Source organism: Pseudarthrobacter sp. NIBRBAC000502770 (assembly GCF_006517815.1).
Taxonomy (GTDB): Bacteria; Actinomycetota; Actinomycetes; order Actinomycetales; family Micrococcaceae; genus Arthrobacter; species Arthrobacter niigatensis.
In genome coordinates, this window is the sequence record NZ_CP041198.1 from 3,095,612 (window position 1) to 3,115,993 (window position 20,382).

The following is a 20,382-nucleotide window of genomic DNA, read 5'->3' on the forward strand; positions in this document are numbered from 1 at the left end:
ATGACTGAAGCCTCCTCCACTGTCGAAGCCGGCCGCGGCACCATCCTGGTCATGAATGGCCCCAACCTGAACCTGCTGGGTACGCGGGAGCCGGAAAAGTACGGCACCTCCACCCTTGCCGACGTCGAACAGCTGGCTGCGGCCACCGGGCAGGACCACGGATTCGCCGTGGAGTGCGTCCAGTCCAACCATGAAGGCGTCCTGCTGGACGCCATCCACGCAGCACGCGGCACCGCCGTGGGAATCGTCCTGAACGCGGGCGCCTTCACGCACACCTCCGTGGCACTTCGTGACGCCCTGGCAGCCGTGCAGCTTCCCGCCGTCGAGGTCCACATCACCAACGTGCACCAGCGGGAGGAATTCCGGCACCACTCCTACCTGTCCCCGGTCTGCGCGGCAGTGATTGTGGGTGCGGGAGTGTTTGGCTACAAGCTCGCCATCGACTACCTGGCGGAGGTCCTGTAGCCGGAACAGGCTACTTCTTGATGCACTGCCCCGAGGAAACCGGCGAGGACAGCGACGGCGCCTGCTCGGCTACCGGGTCCAGGTCACCCATGGTGATGGCGAACCCCACCTCGGCGTCCGAGGTTGCCTTGGCGAAGACCACCCCTGCCACCTGGCCGTCCGTGGTAAGCAGCGGGCCCCCCGAATTTCCCGGCTGGACGTCACCGGCAAGGCGGTAGATGTCCTCCGGGGAGGGATTGTTGCCGTAGATGTCGGGAACCAGGACGGTGGCAATGTCCTGGACGGTGGCCGGCTTGGACTGGAACGGGCCGCCGTGCGGGTACCCGGCGAACGCGGCCTGGCTTCCGCCGGGCAGGTCGCGGCTCAACTGCAGCGGCTGCGAGGGCAGGTTGTCCACGGCCAGGACCGCAAGGTCGCGACGCGTGTCGAAGTAGACCACCCTGCCGGGCATCGCGCCGCCGTCGGGCATTTCCACCACCGGCTGCGACACGCCGGCCACCACGTGCGCGTTGGTGACCACGCGGTCCTCTGAGACGACGAACCCGCTGCCGGTCTGGTTCTGACCGCACTCATAGGCAGTGCCGGCGATCCTCAGGACGGACTGGGCAGCCTTGTTAAGCGCCGGTGTGTTCGTGCTGGTGTTCGGCACCTGGACTGCCTGGCCCTGGTCGAGCCCTTCCAGCAAGGTGGGGATGCCATTGCCGATCACCGTGGACCGCAGCTCCGCCATGGTGGCCTTGACCGGCGTGGGCGTCAACCCGTCGATGAAGCGGATTACCTTGGATTCGGCCAACTGCTGGGACACAACGGGCACGCCGAGTGAACTGACGCTGAAGGCCAGCATTGACATCACCAGGGCGGAGACCACAAGGTTCAGCGCCCCGCCCACCAGCCGGTCCACCGCCCGCAGCGGCCGGATCCGCACCACGCCGCGAAGCTGGCGCCCCACCATGGTTCCCAGGCCGTGCCCCAGCGCCATCAGGACGACGGCGGCAGCGATGATGGCGGTGAGCCTCCACCCCGAGTCCTCAACGAAAGTGCTGACCAGGGGGACGGCAAAGAACGCGGCGATGGCGCCGGCGGCAAAGCCCACAAGGCCGCCGACAGTGACCAGGAACCCATTGCGGAGGCCGTAGATCAGGTATGACAGCAGCGCCAGGATCAGGACAATGTCCAGGACAGTCAGGCCGACCACAAAGGCTCCTTATTTACAGTTGAACCCCCATTCTAGTGGCGGACGCTGACAATCTTCTGTGGGCTGCCGCGGCCTGCGGAAGGCCGGCTGCGGGCGGCCTGCCCGTGTTTCCCATGCCAAGTTCGTCACAGAACCTTGAAAATTCTGAAACAATGGCAAAAGCGCCCACAGCCGATACTTTTACTCAGGAGATTTCATGGACATCGAGGTACTGCGCCGAGCACCCCTTTTCGCCACGCTCGACGACGACGCATTCCGGCTGCTGACGGACGAGCTCACCGAGGTGGACCTTTCCCGCGGCGCCTCAGTGTTCCGCGAAGGCGACCAGGGTGACCAGCTGTACTTCATCGTCTCAGGCAAGGTGAAGCTCGGCCGCACGTCCCCGGACGGCCGCGAGTCCCTCCTGGCCATCCTCGGCCCGGGCGAGCTCTTCGGCGAGATGGCCCTGTTCGACCCCAGCCCACGCACGGCCACCGCCACCGCTGTGTCCGAAACCCGGCTCGCCGGGCTCAAGAACGAGAGCCTGAACGCACTGCTGCGCACCCGCCCCGAGGTCTCGGCCCAGCTGCTGCAGGCCCTGGCCCGCCGCCTGCGCCGCACCAACGACTCCCTCTCGGACCTCGTCTTCTCGGACGTCCCGGGCCGTGTGGCCAAGGCCCTGCTGGACCTTGCCGACCGCTTCGGCCGCCCGGCCACCGACGGCGTCCTGGTGGCGCACGAGCTCACGCAGGAAGAACTGGCCCAGCTGGTGGGTGCTTCCCGCGAAACCGTCAACAAGGCCTTGGCCGAGTTCGTCCAGCGCGGCTGGCTCCGGCTCGAGGCCCGCGCCGTGGTCATCCTGGACATGCAGCGCCTCCGCCAGCGCTCCCGCTAGGACCAAGCAAAAGGCCGCCCCGAGGGGCGGCCTTTTTGTTTCCCGAAACAGGTCTAGTTCTTCACAACGTCCAGTTCGACCACCGCCCACGACAACGCGGGCAGGCTGAGCCGAAGCTCAGAGCCGTTCGCCTTGGCACCCTCCAGCTGCTTCAGGCCCACGCGGTCCGGGTTGTCCTGGTTGTTGATGGTGAACCGGTCACCGCCGTCAGGGATTTCCAGCACTTCCGCCCTGACCACCCGCTGTGCGTCGAAGCCCCGCAGGCTGACCTCCACGTCCGCCGCCTCCTCGAGCCCGCGGTTGGCAAGGAACAAGGCCACCCGGCCCGTCTCCTCGTTCCAGGTGGCGCTGACATCGACCAGGTCCGTATCGCCAAACCGGGTATTGGCGTACTTGTCGGAGTCGACGGACAACCGCAGGATCTGGCCCTTCGCCAGTTCCGCCATCCTGGAGAACGGGTGGAAGATCGTTTGCCGCCAGGCCGGACCGTTCTCCTCGCTGAAGATGGGGGCGATGACGTTGACCAGCTGCGCCTGGTTGGCGATCTTGACCCTGTCGCCGTGCCGGAGCAGCGAGTTAAGCAAAGTTCCGACGACGACGGCGTCCGTCACGTTGTACCTGTCCTCGATGACCCGGGGGTGCTCACGCCAGCCGGCCTTGGACACGTTGTGCGGCTGGTCCTCCGTGTCCAGGCCCCGCTGGTACCACACGTTCCATTCGTCGAAGGACAGGTTGATGTGCTTCTTGTGCTTGCCCTTGGCGCGGACCGCGTCTGCGGTGGCAATGACCGACTCGATGAAGTAGTCGGTGTCGACGGCGCTGGCCAGGAAGCTGCCGACGTCCCCGTCGTGCTCCTGGTAGTAGGCGTGCAGGGAAACATAGTCGACTTCGTCGTAGGCGTGGGTCAGGACGGTCTGCTCCCAGGCCCCGAAAGTAGGCATTCCCGAGTTGGAGCTTCCGCAGGCCACCAGTTCGATGTCCGGGTCGACGAACCGCATGGCCTTGGCCGCTTCCTGGGCCAGCCGGCCGTACTCCTCTGCCGTCTTGTGGCCGATCTGCCAGGGGCCGTCCATTTCATTGCCCAGGCACCAGAGCTTGATGTTGAAGGGGTCCTTGTGGCCGTTTTTGGCGCGCAGGTCCGAAAGGCGGGTGCCGCCCGGGTGGTTGGCGTATTCGACGATGGCGCGGGCGGCGTCCACTCCCCTGGTTCCCAGGTTGATGGCTTCCATGATTTCGGTACCGGCCTGGCGGGACCAGTCCACAAATTCGTGGAGGCCGAAGGCGTTGGTTTCCAGGGTGTGCCAGGCCCCGTCAAGCCTGCGCGGCCGGTCTTCGCGGGGGCCAATTCCGTCTTCCCAGTCGTAGCCCGAGACGAAGTTGCCGCCGGGATAGCGGACCACTGTGGCGCCGAGCTCTTTGACGAGCTTGAGGACGTCTTGGCGGAAGCCGTTTTCGTCGGCCTCCGGGTGGCCCGGTTCGTAGATGCCGGTATAGACGCAGCGGCCCATGTGCTCCACGAAGGAGCCAAAAAGGCGCCGGGGCACTTCGCCGATGGTGAAGTCGCGGTCGAGGGTGATTCTGGCGCGGGACATAAGAATGATCTCCTTGGTTGTACGTCAGGCAGGTGGTGGAAAGCGACGGTGGGCGTCAGGTGCCGGCGAGTCCCGTCGTCGCAACGCCCTTGATGATCTGGCGCTGGAAGAACAGGAAAAGCAGGATCAGCGGCAGGGCCGCGAGCAACGCGGACGCCATGTTCTGGGCGTACTGGATGCCGTAGGCGCTCTTGATGGTCTGCAGCCCCACGGGGAGGGTCAGGACGGACCCGTCGTTGGTGGCAATGAAGGGCCAGAGGAAGTTGTTCCAGGCGCCGATGAACACGAAGATTGCCACGGCCGCGAGGATGGGGCGGGACAGCGGAAGGATGACCTGGAGGAAAATCCGCATCCGGCTGGCGCCGTCCATGACCGCGGCTTCTTCGAGTTCGCGCGGGATCTGGTCGAAGAACTTCTTGAGCACGAACACCATGGCCGGATGGATGACCTGCGGCAGGATGATGGCCCAGGAGGTATCGATCATGTGCAGTGCCACCATTTGGTAGAACAGCGGGATGATCAGGACCGGCGGGGGAACGATGATGGACGCGATGATCACGGTCATCAGGACCTTCTTGCCCCGGAAGTCGATGCGGGACAGCGCGTAGGCCACCAGCGCGGAAATGACCAGCGTGATCACTGTGATGGCCGCCGAGGTGTACAGCGAATTCCAGGTCCAGAGCGGGATGTTGCCGTCCTGGAACACCTTGACGAAGGCATCGGCGGTGAAGCCCGACGGCGGGATCCAGCTGACCTTCGGAGCGGCGGCATCAGTTTCGCTCTTGAAAGCGGTGACGGTTGCCCAGGCGAAGGGCACCATCCAGAGGACGGCCAGCAGGGCGGCGACTGCCAGGACCGCAACGCGGCCGGGGCTCATCCTGCGGCCGTTCCTGCCGCCGGCGGATGGCGTGGCCGTGGAGGGAAGAGGGCGGGCTAGGGTTTCAGTTGCCATGGCTATGCACTCCTGCGGCGGGTGATGAGGAACTGGATGACCGAAACGGCCACGATCAGTCCGAAGAAGATGTAGGAGATGGCTGCCGAGTAGCCCAGCCGGTATCCGGTGAAGCCGGTTTCGAAGATGTACTGCACCACGGGCCGGGTGGCACCGCCCGGGCCGCCTGCTGTCATTTGGTAGACCTGGTCGAAAATCTTCAGCGACGCCAGGATCTGGAGGAGCACGATCATCACGGTGGTCGGGGCCAGCTGCGGCAGGGTGATGGAAAAGAACTGCCGCCAGGCACCGGCGCCGTCCAGCGACGCCGCTTCATAGTGCTGGGCGGGGATGTTCTGCATCGCCGCCAGGTACAGGAGGAAGTTGAAGCCCACCGTCCACCACAGGGTGGCGATGACGATTGCCCACATGGCTACGCCGGGGTCGTTCAGCCACGCAACTTTCGGCAGCCCGATTTTGGCCAGTGAGTCGTTGATCAGGCCCAGCTGGGGGTTGTACATCCAGGTGAAGAACAGGGAGACAACGGTGGAGGCCAGCAGGTACGGGGCAAAGTAGGACAGCCGCCACAGCCATTGCGCGGGCAGTCCGACATTGACCAGGGCGGCCATGACCAAGGCAACGACCACCAGCGGGACGGTGCTGATGACCGTGAAGTAAAGGGTGTTGCCCAGCGAATGCCACATGTCGGAGTCGGCGAGGGCTTCGCTGTAGTTTGTCAGCCCAATCAGGCTGTCGTTGGCCCCGGTAAGGGACTTGCCGGTCAGGCTCATGTACAGCCCGTAAAGGAGGGGCCAGACGAGGAAGACCAGGAAGAATGCCAGGAACGGCGCGGCAAAGGCCCAGCCGTTGAGGTTGTCCCGGCTTCCCTGGGAACGGGACCCGGCGGTCCTGGACCCCGCCTGCTTGGACATTCTTTGGCGGGACAGCCCGGGCAGCGAACCCGCCGGACCCTCGCTGTTGTGTGATGTTGCTACGGAACTCATTTGGACTCCTGTGTCGCTTGGCGGTTCAAACCGGGTTGGGACGGGAAAGCAGGGTGTTGGTGCGCCGCACAAAGGCGTCCCAGCCATCAGTTGCCTTGTCGCGGCCGAGGAGCACGTTCTGCACGGTCTCCGCAAAGTACGATTGCCAGTCGGAGCCCGATCCGCTGAACCAGGCCTCCGGGTCGTAGGCGATGATGTCTGCGGCGTTGGCGTAGTGTATCTGGGGCGTCAGTTCGCGGTAGGCCTGGGATTGCACCACCGGCTGGAAGGCGGGGATATGTCCTGCCTCGGCCCAGGACAGCGAGCCCTTGAGGATGTCGCTGACGAATTTGTAGACGTCGCGGCGCTTGGCGTCGTCGACGTTCAGCTGCCGGGGAAGCACGAAGGAATGCGAGTCAGCGTATGCGGCCGGCGTTCCGAACAGCGTGGGGATGGTGGCGGCGTCAACGGGCAGGTTTGCCTTCTTGAAGGTGGGAAGCTCCCAGACCCCGCTGAAGAGCATGCCTGATCCCCCGCGGGCGAATTCCGCGATGCCGGTGCTGATGTCGCCGCTTTGCGCCGCGAGGGTGTCATCGAACAGGGAGGTCATGAATTCCAGGGACTCAACGGCGGCCTCGTTGTCGGCCACCATTGGCTTGCCGGGGGTCAGTTCCATGCTTGCCCCGTGCTGCCGGTAGAGGGTGTAGAAAAGGCGCCACATCTGTGACCCGCTGCCGAGGTACCCGAAGGACAGACCGTGCGCCTGGGTCACTTTCTGCATTTCCCGCGCGATGCTGATGAATTCCTGCGGGGACTTCGCTTCCTGCAACTGCCCGTTGCTGCCAAGCAGTCCTGCCTTTCCCGCCACGTCACGGTTATAGAACATGACAAAGGGGTGCGAATCCAGGGCGATGGAGAAGACTTTGCCGTTGTTCCGGCTCTTGTCCCAGATCCTGGGCGCGAAGCTCTGGCTGGTGACGCCGAACTCTGACAGCAGGTCCAGGTCCCATGGGTCGATCAGGCCGCCGGGCGCATAGCCGGGAACGCGGCTGGCATGCATGATGGCCAGCTGCGGCGGACGGCCGCCGGCCGATGCCATGGCCAGCTTGGTGTAGTACGGCGGCCCCCAGGCAAGAACTGTCGGGTGCACCTTGAACGCGGGGTTGGCGTCGTTCACCTTGCTGATCATGTTCTGCATCTTGATGCCGTCGCCACCGGACAGGAGATGCCAGAACTGGATATCCCTGGGGGCCGCGGCGGAGGCATTTCCGCCGCACCCGGACAAGGCCGCCGCGGCGAACACGCTTCCCAACGCTGCGGTTCCGGACAACAGCCGGCGCCTGGACAGTTGCCTGTCGTCGAAAAAATCAAACTGCTTCACCCGTCACTCCTTTGGATGGGTCCGCTGAAAGTCATTCCGTTGCCACAACCGTTGCTGCCGGGTGTCCCTCATCGCAGTCCTGCAGGCTCCGGTGTGACGCACGCCTCACATTACATCGATGTAATGCGTCCCCGCAATGAAAATTGTTAGCGTTCGCAAAGTGATCCCGCTGTCTCGCTTCGACACCACGCCAGTGGCCGGCGCTGCGTGCAGGGCCTAGGAAGAGGTGCTTTCCCGCTCCACGACTTCGTAATCGACGGCCACCACGCGCTGCGGGCCCTCGCGGTCCTGCATGCGTTCGGTCAGGAGCCGCAGGGCTTCGCTGGCCACCCTGCGCTTGTCGAAGGAGACGGTTGTCAGTGACGGCACCGCATATTTCGCATCTGCGATGTCGTCGAAACCCGCAACGGCCACATCGTCGGGAACCCGAAGGCCGCGTTTCCACAGCTCGCTCAGGGCACCGATCGCCATGGAATCGGTGAAACAGAACAGCGCCTCGGGCACCGGGTGCGCGTCAAGGTAGGCGGAAAGAGCATGGGCTGCCGTATCCGGGCTCCACTTTTCGCAAGGGATGATCAACGAGTCGTCCCAGGGGATGCCGAGTTCGCCAAGCGCGGCCTGGTACCCGCGGGTGCGGAGGACGGCTGCCGCGGAGCCCCTGCCCTCGGCGGCGCCCAGGACCGCGATACGCCGCCTGCCCGTCCTGCCGAGCGCCAGTGTCATGTCACGGGCGGCGGCGACGCTGTCCACCCACACACGGTCGGCCAGCTTCTGGGACACTTCCCCAAGCAGGACCACGGGAGGCAGGGCGACGCCCACTTTGACGGCACTCTCGTCCAGCACCACGGGGTTGAGGATCAACCCGTCTATCAGGTTGGAGCGCGCGCGGGACATCAATTCGTACTCGCGGGTGGGATCGGATCCCGTCTCCTCGATCTGCACGCTCCAGCCCTGTTCATGGGCTACTTCCACCACGCTGTGCGCAATTTCGGCAGAATACGGCGTGGCCAGGTCCGGCAAAGCCAGGGCAATGACGCCAGACCTGCCGTTGCGCAACCCCCGGGCGGAGAGGTTGGGGACATAGTCCAGCTCGGCCATGGCCTGCTCCACCCTGGTTCGGGTGGGAGCGCTGACCGGGACAATTCCGTTCATGACGTTCGAGACTGTCTTTGGCGAAACCCCTGCGAGGCGCGCTACGTCCTTGACCGTTGCGCGCAAAGGCGCCCCCTTGCTTCCGGTGTGGCATTGTTGAGGATTTTACCCGCCTCTGCAGGGCGTCAGCGTTCGCGCTGGTGGTCCCCTGCCACGGTCTTGGCCGCCTCGACTTCAAGCATGAGCCTGCCGTCTTCTTCGACCAGCGTTGGCTGGTATACGTGGTGCTTCCGCTTGTAGCTCAAATAAGCGATGCAGCCGTTGGCCGTCGCCATCTTTTCCAGCATGATTTCCGAGCCCGGCACGAGCAGTTCGCCCAAGGGGCGGCCCACGGTGTTCTCCTGGCCTGCCTCGTCCCCGAGATTGCTGGTGTTCCGTTCCTGCACTACCTGCGCCGCGTTGACCCATCGGCCCCACACGCCTTTGCCCTCAAGCAGCGACGGCTCCTGGCCAAGCGGCTGGGTGGCCGCAAAGTACCGGGTATCGAACCGGCGATGCGCAAAGTCCGGGCTGCGCCAGTTGACCAGGGACTTCAGCAGGTCGGTGCGGAGGGAAAGTCCGCGCTTGCCCAGGACCTGGGCAAGCGTCTTTTCCTGGTCCGCGACGGCCACGCGGGCCCGCATCCATTCGGACGTTGACGTGGCTTCGACCGTATTGGACATATCCGGACCAGCCAGCAGGATGCCGGTTTCCTCGAAGAGTTCCCGGATGGCCCCCACCACGTGGCGGCGCGCCAGCCCGACGTCGTCCGTTCCCATTTGCTCAGCCCAATGCTGCGGCGACGGGCCCAGCCAACCCATGGGCTCGTCGTCGGACGGGTCAAGGGACCCGCCGGGGAACGCGAGGACCCCCAGCGGCGAGGAGCCGGGACGGTAACCCAGCCACGTCTCCAAACCGGTGGGTGAATCGCGCAGGAGGACTACGGATGATGCGTAGCGGGCGGCCCTGGGGGTCCGCTCGCCGTGTTCGAGCCAGCTTTGTGCTGCCCCTTCCAGATCCTGGGGCAGTGCAAAAAGGCGTCGTGCGAGGTGCGGCAAGGGAAGTGTCCGGTCTTAGCTGAATTCGGCGATCAACTCGACCTCTACGGGAGAGTCGAGTGGAAGTACGGCAACGCCGACGGCGGACCGCGCGTGCTGCCCAGCGTCGCCAAGGACGCGGCCCAGCAGTTCCGAGGCGCCGTTGACGACGGCGGGCTGGCCCGTGAAGGAGGGATCCGAGGCGACGAATCCCACAACTTTGACGATCCGCGTGATGCGGTCAAGGTCACCGATGACGCTCTTGACGGCAGCAAGGGCGTTGACGGCGCACACTGCCGCGTAGCGTTGGGCGTCCTCCGGGGAAACCGTGGGCTCGTCGGCGAACCCTTCCGTTCCTGCCGAAACCTTGCCCGTAGCTTCGAGTTTGCCGTTAATAAACGGCAGCTGGCCCGAGGTATAGACGTGGCTGCCGGAGACGACAGCAGGAACGTAGGAGGCTACCGGGGCGGCAACCTCCGGGAGGGCAAGGCCAAGTTCCGCGAGGCGCTGCTCGACGGCGGAAACCGGCGCCGTCGCCGGGCTGGACTGGGCTTCTGCGGGGGTGCTCATGCTACTGCTTCTCCCTCTTGAGGTAGGCGACAAGGCCGTTACCGTCGGGTCCGGGGACTACCTGGACGAGCTCCCAGCCGTCCTCTCCCCACTGGTCCAGGATCTGCTTTGTGGCGTGAATGATGAGCGGAATCGTCGCGTACTCCCATTTGGTCATGAGAGAAAGCGTAGCCGTTGCCGGTAAAGTGGAAAACATGGCGACTCGCAACAACCCCTTATTCGACACTGCCACCACACTGGGTAAAATCCTTCTTTTCCTTGGTGTGAGCGCGATTTGCGGTGTCCTGGTGGCCGGCCTGCTGGTCCCCGCCGCGGCCGTTTCCGGCAGTGCGGCAAGCGGTTCCATCGACTTTTTCGACTCCCTCCCGGCGGAGCTGAAGGTCGATCCCCCGAGCCAGACCACCCGTATCCTGGCCGCGGACGGCAGCGAGATCGCCAGCGTCTACACGGAGAACCGCACCAAGGTCCCGCTGGACCAGATTTCCCCGAACATGAAGAATGCCATCATCGCCGTGGAAGACAGCCGCTTCTACGAGCACGGCGGTGTGGACACCACCGGCATCCTGCGTGCGCTGGTCGCCACCGCCCGCGGCAACAAGCAGGGCGCATCAACCATTACGCAGCAGTACGTCAACAACGTCCTCAACGCGAACCTCGCCGCCGCCGGTGAGGAAGACCAGATCAAGCTCAACGGCGTCAACAAGGGCGTTGGGGACAAGCTCCGCGAGATGAAGCTCTCCATCGCCCTGGAGAAGGATTTCACCAAGGATCAGATCCTTGAGGGCTACCTGAACATCGTGTTCTTCAACCGTGATGCGTACGGCATCGAAGCCGCTTCGCGCTACTTCTTTAGCACCACCGCCAAGGATCTGACCCTGCCCCAGGCGGCACTCCTTGCCGGCCTGGTGAACAGCCCGTCGGCCTTCGACCCTATTACCAACCCGGAGAAGTCCAAGCAGCGCCGCGACCTGGTGCTGGGGTTGATGAAGGACCAGAAGAAGATCACTCCCGAGGAGTACCAGGCCGCCGTGGCCACGCCGGTGGAGCCGAAGGTCACCCAGCCCAAGCAGGGCTGCTCCTATGCGGCCACCGCCCCGTACTTCTGCGATTACATCCTCCACCTGCTGGAGAACAACCCCGCCTACGGTGCGGACGTCAAGGACCGGCAGCGGCTGATCTACGGCGGCGGCCTGACCATCACCACCACACTCGACCCCAACGCCCAGGCCACCGCCCAGGAGCAGGCAAACGCCGCCACGGGGGCCAACCCGGACAAATGGGGCGCCTCGATGGTTTCCGTCCAGCCAGGCACCGGCAAGATCATCTCGATGGCCCAGAACACGACGTTCCTGCCGGGCCAGGGGTTTGACTCGCAGTTGAACTTTAACGTGGACAAGCTGGACAAGGACGGCAACGACCTCAACGGAATCGGCGGTTTCCAGCCCGGTTCGACCATGAAGCCATTCACCTTCGCCGAGTGGCTGAATGAAGGCAAAACCATGAACACGGTGGTTAACGCCGCCCAGCGGGTCTACCCCATCGGCTACCCGTGGAAGGACACCTGCGGCAAGGTCGTGGACGGTTACAGCACGGCCCAGAAGAACGCTGGCTTGGGCGCCGCAGATGACCTGCAAAATGCTGAGCCGCAGTGGTACCGACCGCTGACAGTCCTCGAAGGCCTCTACAACTCCATCAATACTGTGACGTTTGCGTCCGCCGCCCAGCTGGATCTGTGTGGAATCCAGAAAATCGTGGACGCAACAGGAATGCACAGTGGCCTGCCCTCCGGAGACGACCCTCACCCGAAGATCGACATGTCGACCCTGGGCAACCTGCTGGGGTCCACCCAGACGTCGCCGCTGACCATGGCGAGTGCCTTTGCCACGTTCGCGAATGACGGCAAGTACTGCGAACCCATCGCCATCACCTCCGTTGTCGACGCTACGGGCAAGCAGCTTCCGGCCCAGTCCAGCAGCTGCCGGGATGCCATCAAGCCCGAGGTGGCCAGGGGCGTGAACTACGCACTGCAGGAAGTCCTGAACCGCGGTTCAGGTTCGCTGATCCAGCCCCGGATCTCCACAAAGACCAGCTTCCCCATCGGCGCCAAGACGGGTACGTCGAACCTCAATGGTTCCACCTGGGTTGTTGGCCACACCACGGGGCTTGCAACCGCTGCCTGGTTTGGTGATCCGCTCGGCAACCAGGGCCGCGCAGGGCAAAATGTCACGATCAACGGCAAGTTTTACCAGGGCATTGACGGCTACATGATTGCCGGACCGATGTTCTCCAACTTCATGACCAAGATCGCACCGGCGTACGGGACCAACCCGTTCCCCGCGCCTCCGAGCAACATGGTCAGCGGCCCTACGGCGAACACGACGCCTGGCCGGACCACTCCCCAAGCCACCCAGGCGCCCGTTCCCGCCCCGCAGGCTACCCAGGCTCCAGCACCGCAGGCCCCCGCCACCCAGGCTCCTGCCCCAGCCCCCGCCCCCAGCAACAACGGCAACGGCAAGGGAAACGGCTGACCGCACATGGACATGGATAACCTGGCAAGCCGCGCCCGTTCCATCGGGCGCGGCTTTGCCGTCACTGCAGGAGCCGGAACCGCGGCCGGGATGGCCGCCTTCGGTTATGGGCTGTGGGAAAAGAACCAGTTCGTCCTCCGTGAGGAAACCCTGGCCATCCTCCCGCCCGGGAGGGACCCTTTCCGCATTCTGCACTTGAGCGATATCCACTTCGTCCCCGGGCAGAAGAAGAAAGCTGAGTGGCTTGGGTCGCTGGCGGAGCTCCAGCCGGACCTGGTGGTGAACACGGGCGATAACCTCAGCCACGTCAAGGCGGTGGACCCGCTGCTGGATGCTTTGAAGCCGCTGCTGCAGTTCCCCGGAGTCTTTGTCCCGGGCTCCAATGACTACTTCGCCCCCAGCCCCAAGAATCCTGCGTCCTACCTGCTGGGTCCGTCCAAGGTAAAGCCCAAGCCGGTCGCCCTGGACTGGCCGCGCCTCCGTTCCGGGTTTGGGATGAGCGGCTGGGTGGACCTGACCAACCGCAACCAGTCAGTGGTCCTCCACGGTATGCGCTTCGATTTTTCCGGCGTCGATGATCCGCACCTGAACCGGGAACGGTACGCCGGATGGCCCCGGGGAACGGTCAACCAGGATTCCAATGACCACCTCCGGATCGCCGTCATCCACGCGCCGTACCAGCGCGTGCTGGACCACTTCACGGAAAGCGGCGCAGACCTCCTGCTCGCCGGCCACACCCATGGCGGCCAGCTGTGCATCCCCGGTTACGGGGCCATCATCGCCAACTGCGACATTCCCACGTGGCGCGCCAAGGGCCTCAATGACTGGTCAAGCAACGGGAGGACGACGCCGGTCAACGTCTCCGGCGGCATCGGCACCTCGCGCTTCGCCCCGGTAAGGATCGCCTGCAAGCCGGAGGCCGTCCTGCTGACCCTGACCTCCCGCAACTGACCCGTTGCCCTATGAGATAGGGTCCCTAAAATGCGGTTTTGGGGACCATACCTGGTAAGGCATCCCGCATTACGGTCTGCAATAACTGGGCAAGCAGCCGGACGGCGCCGCAAATCCCTGTGAACCGCCTCACGCCAATGGCATAGGGTTGTTGCTAGAGGAAACTACATTCGTTTTAGAGCTTGAGAAGCGGGCATGGCCAAGCAGACTCCCTTTTTCCGATCCATCAGCCGTCTTTATCCGCATGTCCGGCCCATCCTTCCCAGGCTTGTGCTGGGGCTTCTCTGTGCCCTGCTGGCCAGCATCGTGGCGTTGACCATCCCCCAAGTACTGCGTGTCCTGGTCAATACCGCCCTTCAGCCAGGGGGTACCACAGAGGCGGTCTGGACCTCTGCAGGGGTCATCCTGGTGCTGGGCATCGCCGAAGCAGGACTGGTGGCCCTCCGCAGGCAGTTCGTCATCAACCCCGCAACCACGGTGGAAACCCGGATGCGGGTTTCACTCTACGACCACCTGCAGGAACTGACAGTTTCCTTCCACGACCGCTGGGGCTCCGGACAGCTGCTGTCCCGGGCCATGACGGACCTGAACTTCCTCCGGCGGTGGATGGCGTTCGGCGCCATCATGCTGGTGGTCACCACCCTTACCGTGGTGATCGGCATCCTTGCCATGTTTGCCATGAGTTGGCAGCTGGCCCTGATCTTCCTCGCCGCCGCCGTCCCCATCACCATCAACAGCTTCCGGTTCCGTACCCGGTTCAGCAAGGTTGCCCGGCGCAGCCAGGACCAGGCCGGCGACCTCGCCACCACCGTAGAGGAATCCGTCCACGGCATCCGAGTGCTCAAGGCGTTCGGACGCAGCCGCGAAGCCCTGGAAAACTTCAACGAGCAGGCGGAGGAGCTTCGCCAGACGGAGATCGCGAAAGCGCGCCACCAGGCGACCTTCACCATGGTGGTCACCCTGCTCCCCGAACTGGCCCTCGGTGCCGGACTGGTGGTCGGCGTGATGTTGTGCGCCAGCGGCCAGCTCAGCATCGGCTCGCTGGTTGCCTTCTTCGCCACGGCCGCGGTCATCGCCTCCCCCGTGGAATTCTCCGGCATGCTGCTGGCCATGGCACTCACTGCCAAGACCGCCGTCGACCGCCATTACGAGGTGATGGACACCCGCAACACCATTACCAGCCCGGCGGAACCACGGCGCCCAGGGCAGCCCGCCGGGGCGCTCCGTTTCACCAACGCAACCTTCGCTTTCGAAGACGCCCCGGACAAGCCGATCCTCAAGGACATCAACTTCGATGTCCGGCCCGGGGAGACGATGGCCCTGGTGGGCATCACTGGCAGCGGCAAGAGCGCGCTGATCCAGCTGGTTCCCCGCCTGTATGACGTCACGAGCGGCGCCATCAGCATTGACGGCATCGACATCAGGGACTTCGACGTGGAGGAACTGCGCCGCATGGTAGGGGTGGCTTTCGAGGACACCACGCTCTTTTCGAATTCGGTGCGGGACAATGTGCTGCTCGGCGCCCCGGTCCGCTCCGATGAGGTACTCGATGAAGCCCTCGACGTTGCCCAGGCCCATTTCGCCTACTCCCTGCCCCAGGGTGTGGACACTCTGATCGGCGAGGAAGGCCTGAGCCTGTCGGGAGGGCAGCGGCAGCGCATTGCCCTGGCGCGCGCCATCGCCGCCCGTCCGCGTGTCCTGGTCCTGGATGATCCCCTGTCCGCCCTGGACGTCCACACCGAGGAATTGGTGGAGGCACGCCTCCGGGAGGTCCTCAAGGACACCACCACCCTTATCGTCGCCCACCGGCCATCCACCGTGGCCCTCGCTGACCGGGTAGCACTGCTCGAAAACGGGCGGATCGCCGCCGTCGGAACCCACACCGAGCTGCTGGCCCGCAACCAGCACTACCGCTACGTCATCGCCAGCCTGGACCGGGAGCCGCGGGACCTGGACTCCGAACTGTCGGCACTTGAAGACCAGGCCGAGGAAGTGACCCGATGAGCGCCGCAGCTTTTGGCACAGCCAACGAGGACAACGCCCACCTCAGCAAGGCGGAGAGCCGCGCGGTACGACGCCGGTCGCTGGCCCTGCTGGGGTCGCTGATCCGTCCGGTGCGGGTACGGTTCTGGCTCACTATTGCCATGGTGGTGCTCTCCCAGGCTGCGCGCGTGGCGGGCCCGGCCCTGATCGCCTTCGGCATCGACCACGCCCTCCCCGCACTCCAAGCCGGCGACAACCTCCCGCTGGTGTTCACCGGCGTCGCCTACCTGCTGGCAGCAATTGCGACGGCGGGACTCACCGCCCTGTACGTCACCTCCACGGCGCGGCTCAGCCAGGCCATGCTGCTGGATCTCCGCGTCCGGGTTTTCCGGCACACCCAGCGGCTTAGCCTCGAGTTCCACGAGAAGTACACGTCCGGCCGCATCATTGCGCGGCAGACCTCGGACCTGGAGGCGCTGCGCGAACTCCTCGATTCGGGCGTCAGCTCCCTGGCCTCAGGCATGCTGTTCATGGCTTTCACCGCCGCCACCATCTTTGCGCTGGACTGGCGGAGCGGGCTGCTGGTGCTGGCCGCCGGCGTACCCATGTTCTTCCTGGCCCGCTGGTACCAGAAACACTCGCAGATCGCCTTCCGCGAATCACGCGTGGTCTCCGCCCGGCTGATCGTGCATTTCGTGGAAACCATGACCGGCATCCGCGCCGTCAAGGCCTTCCGCAAGGAACGGGAGAACTCCGAGCGCTACGGCAAGCTGGCTGAGGACTACCGCCTGGTCACTGTCCGCTCCATCAATCTCAACGGCATCTTCCAGCCGGGCCTGGTGCTGATCGGCAACGTCTGCGTCGCCGTGGTCCTGCTCTTCGGCGGATTCCGGGTGCTGGGCGGCGACCTCGCAGTCGGCGTGCTCCTGGCCCTCATTCTGTCCACCAAGCGGTTCTTCCAGCCCGTGGACCAGATGGCCATGTTCTATAACTCGTTCCAGAGCGCGCAGGCCGCCCTGGAGAAGGTTTCCGGGCTCCTCGAAGAGGTGCCCACGGTCCGGCCGCCCAAGAACCCTGTTGCCCTGCCTGCGGCCACGGGGCGGATCGACTTTAGCGGTGTCGAGTTCCGCTACGGTGACGGCCCCATAGTGGTTCCCGCGCTGGACCTCCACATCCCGGCCGGACAGACCGTGGCGCTGGTAGGCCAGACGGGCGCCGGAAAATCCACCCTGGCCAAGCTCATCGCCCGGTTCTACGACGTCACCTCCGGAACACTCACCCTGGACGGTGTGGATCTCCGCGACCTGGCCACCACCGACCTCCGCCGCAACATCGTCATGGTCACCCAGGAAGCCTTCCTGTTCAGTGGCTCCGTTGCCGACAACATCGCCCTGGGCCGTCCGGAAGCGTCCCGGGCCGAAATCGAAGAGGCCGCCAAGGCTGTGGGGGCGCACGAGTTCATCCTGGAACTCCCCGAGGGCTACGACACGGACGTCAACAAGCGCGGCGGCAGGGTCTCGTCCGGCCAGCGCCAGCTGATCAGCTTTGCCAGGGCCTTCCTGGCGCGGCCTGCGGTGCTGATTTTGGATGAGGCCACCTCTTCGCTGGACATCCCGTCCGAACGCCTGGTGCAGGCAGGGCTGGCCCGGCTGCTGGCCGGGACGGAGGCAGCACGGAGGACAGCGCTGATCATCGCCCACCGCCTGTCCACAGTGGAGACGGCGGACCGGGTGTTGGTAGTTCACGACGGACGGATCGTGGAAGACGGCACTCCCGACGAACTCATTGGCGGCGGCGGACGGTTCGCTGACCTCCACGGCGCGTGGAAGGATTCGCTGGTCTGAGGCTGCCGGCAGGGGGCCGACCTCAGGATTTCGCATCGGGACCCGGAATCGGCTATCCTTGTAAAGTTGCTTTTGCAGCGGATCGGGATGTAGCGCAGCTTGGTAGCGCGCTTCGTTCGGGACGAAGAGGTCGCAGGTTCAAATCCTGTCATCCCGACCATAACGGAAAGAGGGTCTCCAAACGGAGGCCCTCTTTTTTGCATCTCGATGTGGTTACGCCAGTTGCCCGCCGGCTTAAAAGGAACAGCCCCAGAGCTGTTGCTCCGGGGCTGCCCTCGCCTCCTGTTATGAGGAAGCTATTTACGCCGGGTCAGGCCAGTTGCCAATGTAGGTGACGATGGAGGTGTCCGTGGTAGTAGTGGTCTTCTTGTCCTTCTTCGCCTTGGTGGAGGCGGGGTCAGGCCAGTTGCCAATAGCTACCGACGTACCCGAGTTATCGGCGATGGAACCTGCAGACAGAACGGCCGGAGCCGCCGCGGAAAAAGCCAGGGCCCCAGCCAAGGCGGCCGCGGTTGCAATCTTCTTCAACATATAAGTTCCTCAATACGAGTCGGATTCGTTACAAAGCCAGCACTGTCCTTGTTGACACACATTGTAAAATATTTTCCACAGGGGCTGTCAAGCATTCACAGTCCCAGCTGTCCAAAAGGAGGAAACGCGTGGGCAACGGATTCGGAGAAAAGCTCCGGGCGGAGCGCCTTGAGCGTGGACTGACACAGGCCGAGCTGGGCAAGGACCTGTATTCACCCAGCTACATCTCTTTGCTCGAGACCGGTCGGCGTGAACCGACAGCTGAAGTAATTGAGGAATTGGCTCGGCGGCTGGAGTTGGCACCCAAGGCACTGGAGGCTTGGAGCCAACCCATTTCCGTGAGTGACGCCGAATACGTTCTGGCTGGGCTTTATGCCCGCCAAGCCTGGGATCTGCGGGATTATCCGTTGGCGGCAAGCCACGCAGCCACCGCCGCACAAATAGCGCTTGACGGTAAAAACACCAGCGCCTGGTGGAATATGACCTACATGCAGGCCGAATGCCTCATGAAGCAGGGCGACCTGCCGGAGTGCCAGAAGATTATCGAACGCCTTCTGGAACACCCCATGGCGAGAGAGTCGGTTGGCCTGGGCGTTCGCGCCCTGCAGATGCTGGCCGCTGTTTGCCATGGCCAGGGCCAACTGGCACTCGCCGTGGACCATGCGCTTGAGGCCGTAAAGCTATCGGTCAACCTTCCCAGGGGGTCCACGGTCCTCATTGGCGCGCACCGGATTCTCATTGGGGCCCTCGCCGAAAGCGGGCGGCTGGATGAAGCCTGGAAGTATTGCCAGGCCCTGCTGGAGCAGGTGGATGAGCACTCCATGTCCCAGCTCGCTGGCGAAGTCGCCTGGGTTGTTGGCAATGTGGCGTTCATGCGGCACGATTACACCGAAGGCGTCAAGCACCACGAGCGGGCAGCACGACTGCTCTCCCCCGCTAACGATATTGAGCTTTGGGCTCGGTTCAACAAGGCTTCCGCAGCCGTCCGTCTATCCTCTGGAATTGTGGAGCCGGAAACACTGGCAGCCATTGAACGTGCGGAGCTGGCATTCTCGATTGTCGGGGGGACCAAGAGCGACGAACTCGAAGTCGCCTTCATTCGCGCGCGCTGGCTCTACCTGACCGGGGACATCGTGGCCGCCGTCGAAAAGCTCCGTGAAATCCATGCCGAACGCGACGCCCTGGGCAAGCACACCGCCGGTGAAGTTTCACTTCTGCTTGGCAAGTCGCTGAAGGCTGCGGGGGAAACCGAAGAGGCTCTGGTGCACCTGGAGGAATCACGAAAGGCGTTCGCCGCTGCCGGCGCGCAGGACCGGGTCCAGCAGGCATTGGATGCAATCCTCGAAATCAACCTGGCACAGAAACGGGCGGCTTCGGCTTCCAAGGCCAGCTGACCAAAAAGCCGGGCAAACCCATTCACATGGGCTGCCCGGCTTTTGGTTAAATTTTAGGAAAAGGTCTTGCCGGTAATTTTCTCGTACGCCTCGACGTACCGGCTGCGGGTACGCTCAACCACATCTGCCGGCAGTGCCGGCGGCGGGGTGTCGGAGGACTTGTCCCATCCGGACTCGGGGGACGTCAGCCAGTCCCGGACGTACTGCTTGTCGTAGGACGGCTGCGCCTGGCCCGGCTTGTAGGTGGCCGCATCCCAAAAGCGCGAGGAATCCGGGGTAAGTACCTCGTCGCCCAGGGTGATGGACCCGGAGACGGCGTCGTACCCGAACTCCACTTTGGTGTCGGCCAGGATGATGCCGCGCTCCCGGGCAATCTTTTCCGCCGTCGTGTAGATCTTCAGCGTCAGTTCGCTGAGGCGTCCGGCGATATCGTCCCCTACCAGGGCCACCACGGCGTCGTAGGTGATGTTCTCGTCGTGCTCGCCGATCAAGGCCTTGGCCGACGGCGTAAAGATGGCGTGTTCCAGCCGCGACCCGTCCACCAGCCCTTCAGGCAGCGGGATGTTGCAGACCGTGCCGGAGGCCTTGTACTCCACCAGCCCGGAGCCGGTGAGGTAACCGCGTGCGATGCATTCCACAGGGAACATGTCCAGTTTCTTGCAGATCATGGCCCGGCCCTCAACCTCGGCAGGCACTCCGTCCTCGGCGGTGTAGCCTAGCACGTGGTGCTCAACACCCAGCTGGTCGAACCACCAGAGGCTCAGCTGCGTGAGGATGCGTCCCTTGTCCGGGATTTCACTGGACAGCACATGGTCGTAGGCGCTGATGCGGTCGCTCGCCACCACCAGGACGCAGTCCTGCCCAAAGCGCTGGAGGACGGCTTCGTCGGCAGGCTCGTAGAGGTCGCGGACCTTGCCTGAATAGACGTGCGTCCAGCCGGGCAGGTCCAGGGTGTCGGTGGCGTAGCCGCGGTTCTCCGGAGTTTCAGTCAT

The 20,382-nt window shown here is 64.2% G+C and carries 18 protein-coding genes and 1 tRNA gene; 8 read left to right on the top strand and 11 right to left on the bottom strand.

The annotated features are described in order from the left end of the window. Positions 1–465 (top strand): type II 3-dehydroquinate dehydratase, encoded by a 465-nt coding sequence (gene aroQ / locus NIBR502770_RS14865; RefSeq protein WP_141182446.1) that lies wholly within the window; start codon positions 1–3, stop codon positions 463–465. 10 nt (positions 466–475) lie between these two features. Here the strand turns inward: aroQ and NIBR502770_RS14870 are convergent, their stop codons facing one another. Beyond that, positions 476–1,660, bottom strand: coding sequence for a MarP family serine protease (locus NIBR502770_RS14870; protein ID WP_141159368.1), 1,185 nt, complete (start codon positions 1,658–1,660; stop codon positions 476–478). 196 nt (positions 1,661–1,856) lie between these two features. Here NIBR502770_RS14870 and NIBR502770_RS14875 point away from each other — a divergent pair, with 196 nt between their 5' ends. Continuing rightward, positions 1,857–2,534, top strand: coding sequence for a Crp/Fnr family transcriptional regulator (locus NIBR502770_RS14875; protein WP_011775987.1), 678 nt, complete (start codon positions 1,857–1,859; stop codon positions 2,532–2,534). A 53-nt stretch (positions 2,535–2,587) separates the two neighbouring features. Here the strand turns inward: NIBR502770_RS14875 and NIBR502770_RS14880 are convergent, their stop codons facing one another. The 8 genes from NIBR502770_RS14880 to NIBR502770_RS14915 form a co-directional block, all read right to left on the bottom strand. Beyond that, positions 2,588–4,126 (bottom strand): alpha-N-arabinofuranosidase, encoded by a 1,539-nt coding sequence (locus NIBR502770_RS14880; protein WP_141182447.1) that lies wholly within the window; start codon positions 4,124–4,126, stop codon positions 2,588–2,590. 55 nt (positions 4,127–4,181) lie between these two features. Continuing rightward, the gene (locus tag NIBR502770_RS14885) at positions 4,182–5,078 is read right to left on the bottom strand and encodes a carbohydrate ABC transporter permease (RefSeq protein WP_141182448.1); all 897 of its coding nucleotides are present in this window, start codon (positions 5,076–5,078) and stop codon (positions 4,182–4,184) included. A 2-nt stretch (positions 5,079–5,080) separates the two neighbouring features. After that, positions 5,081–5,989: a carbohydrate ABC transporter permease gene (locus NIBR502770_RS14890; protein ID WP_141183458.1), complete on the bottom strand. Its 909-nt coding sequence runs from the start codon at positions 5,987–5,989 to the stop codon at positions 5,081–5,083. A 97-nt stretch (positions 5,990–6,086) separates the two neighbouring features. After that, the gene (locus NIBR502770_RS14895; RefSeq protein ID WP_141182449.1) at positions 6,087–7,421 is read right to left on the bottom strand and encodes an extracellular solute-binding protein; all 1,335 of its coding nucleotides are present in this window, start codon (positions 7,419–7,421) and stop codon (positions 6,087–6,089) included. A 216-nt stretch (positions 7,422–7,637) separates the two neighbouring features. Then, the gene (locus NIBR502770_RS14900) at positions 7,638–8,639 is read right to left on the bottom strand and encodes a LacI family DNA-binding transcriptional regulator (RefSeq protein WP_141182450.1); all 1,002 of its coding nucleotides are present in this window, start codon (positions 8,637–8,639) and stop codon (positions 7,638–7,640) included. Between the two features lie 59 nt (positions 8,640–8,698). Beyond that, positions 8,699–9,610 (bottom strand): NUDIX hydrolase, encoded by a 912-nt coding sequence (locus NIBR502770_RS14905; RefSeq protein WP_141182451.1) that lies wholly within the window; start codon positions 9,608–9,610, stop codon positions 8,699–8,701. A gap of 15 nt (positions 9,611–9,625) precedes the next feature. Then, the gene (locus tag NIBR502770_RS14910) at positions 9,626–10,159 is read right to left on the bottom strand and encodes a RidA family protein (protein WP_141182452.1); all 534 of its coding nucleotides are present in this window, start codon (positions 10,157–10,159) and stop codon (positions 9,626–9,628) included. A gap of 1 nt (position 10,160) precedes the next feature. Next, a complete protein-coding gene (locus NIBR502770_RS14915; RefSeq protein ID WP_009359196.1) occupies positions 10,161–10,316 on the bottom strand; it encodes a DUF4177 domain-containing protein in 156 nt (51 codons plus the stop codon). Positions 10,317–10,353: 37 nt separating this feature from the next. Here NIBR502770_RS14915 and NIBR502770_RS14920 point away from each other — a divergent pair, with 37 nt between their 5' ends. From NIBR502770_RS14920 to NIBR502770_RS14940, 5 genes are all read left to right on the top strand, one after another. Then, a complete protein-coding gene (locus tag NIBR502770_RS14920; protein ID WP_141182453.1) occupies positions 10,354–12,687 on the top strand; it encodes a transglycosylase domain-containing protein in 2,334 nt (777 codons plus the stop codon). A gap of 6 nt (positions 12,688–12,693) precedes the next feature. Next, positions 12,694–13,638, top strand: a complete 945-nt coding sequence (locus tag NIBR502770_RS14925; RefSeq protein WP_141182454.1) for a metallophosphoesterase — start codon at positions 12,694–12,696, stop codon at positions 13,636–13,638. Positions 13,639–13,833: 195 nt separating this feature from the next. Continuing rightward, the gene (locus NIBR502770_RS14930) at positions 13,834–15,642 is read left to right on the top strand and encodes an ABC transporter ATP-binding protein (protein ID WP_141182455.1); all 1,809 of its coding nucleotides are present in this window, start codon (positions 13,834–13,836) and stop codon (positions 15,640–15,642) included. Next, the gene (locus NIBR502770_RS14935) at positions 15,639–17,465 is read left to right on the top strand and encodes an ABC transporter ATP-binding protein (protein ID WP_141182456.1); all 1,827 of its coding nucleotides are present in this window, start codon (positions 15,639–15,641) and stop codon (positions 17,463–17,465) included. The genes NIBR502770_RS14930 and NIBR502770_RS14935 overlap by 4 nt, the downstream gene beginning before the upstream one ends. A gap of 83 nt (positions 17,466–17,548) precedes the next feature. After that, positions 17,549–17,625, top strand: a tRNA-Pro gene (locus NIBR502770_RS14940). A 140-nt stretch (positions 17,626–17,765) separates the two neighbouring features. Here NIBR502770_RS14940 and NIBR502770_RS14945 read toward each other — a convergent pair. Then, positions 17,766–17,996, bottom strand: a complete 231-nt coding sequence (locus NIBR502770_RS14945) for a hypothetical protein (protein ID WP_141159357.1) — start codon at positions 17,994–17,996, stop codon at positions 17,766–17,768. 128 nt (positions 17,997–18,124) lie between these two features. Between NIBR502770_RS14945 and NIBR502770_RS14950 the strand changes: the two genes are divergently transcribed. Further along, entirely contained in the window at positions 18,125–19,390 is a 1,266-nt protein-coding gene (locus tag NIBR502770_RS14950; RefSeq protein ID WP_141159356.1) for a helix-turn-helix transcriptional regulator, read from the top strand. Between the two features lie 53 nt (positions 19,391–19,443). Here the strand turns inward: NIBR502770_RS14950 and NIBR502770_RS14955 are convergent, their stop codons facing one another. Continuing rightward, the gene (locus NIBR502770_RS14955) at positions 19,444–20,382 is read right to left on the bottom strand and encodes a phosphoribosylaminoimidazolesuccinocarboxamide synthase (protein WP_141182457.1); all 939 of its coding nucleotides are present in this window, start codon (positions 20,380–20,382) and stop codon (positions 19,444–19,446) included.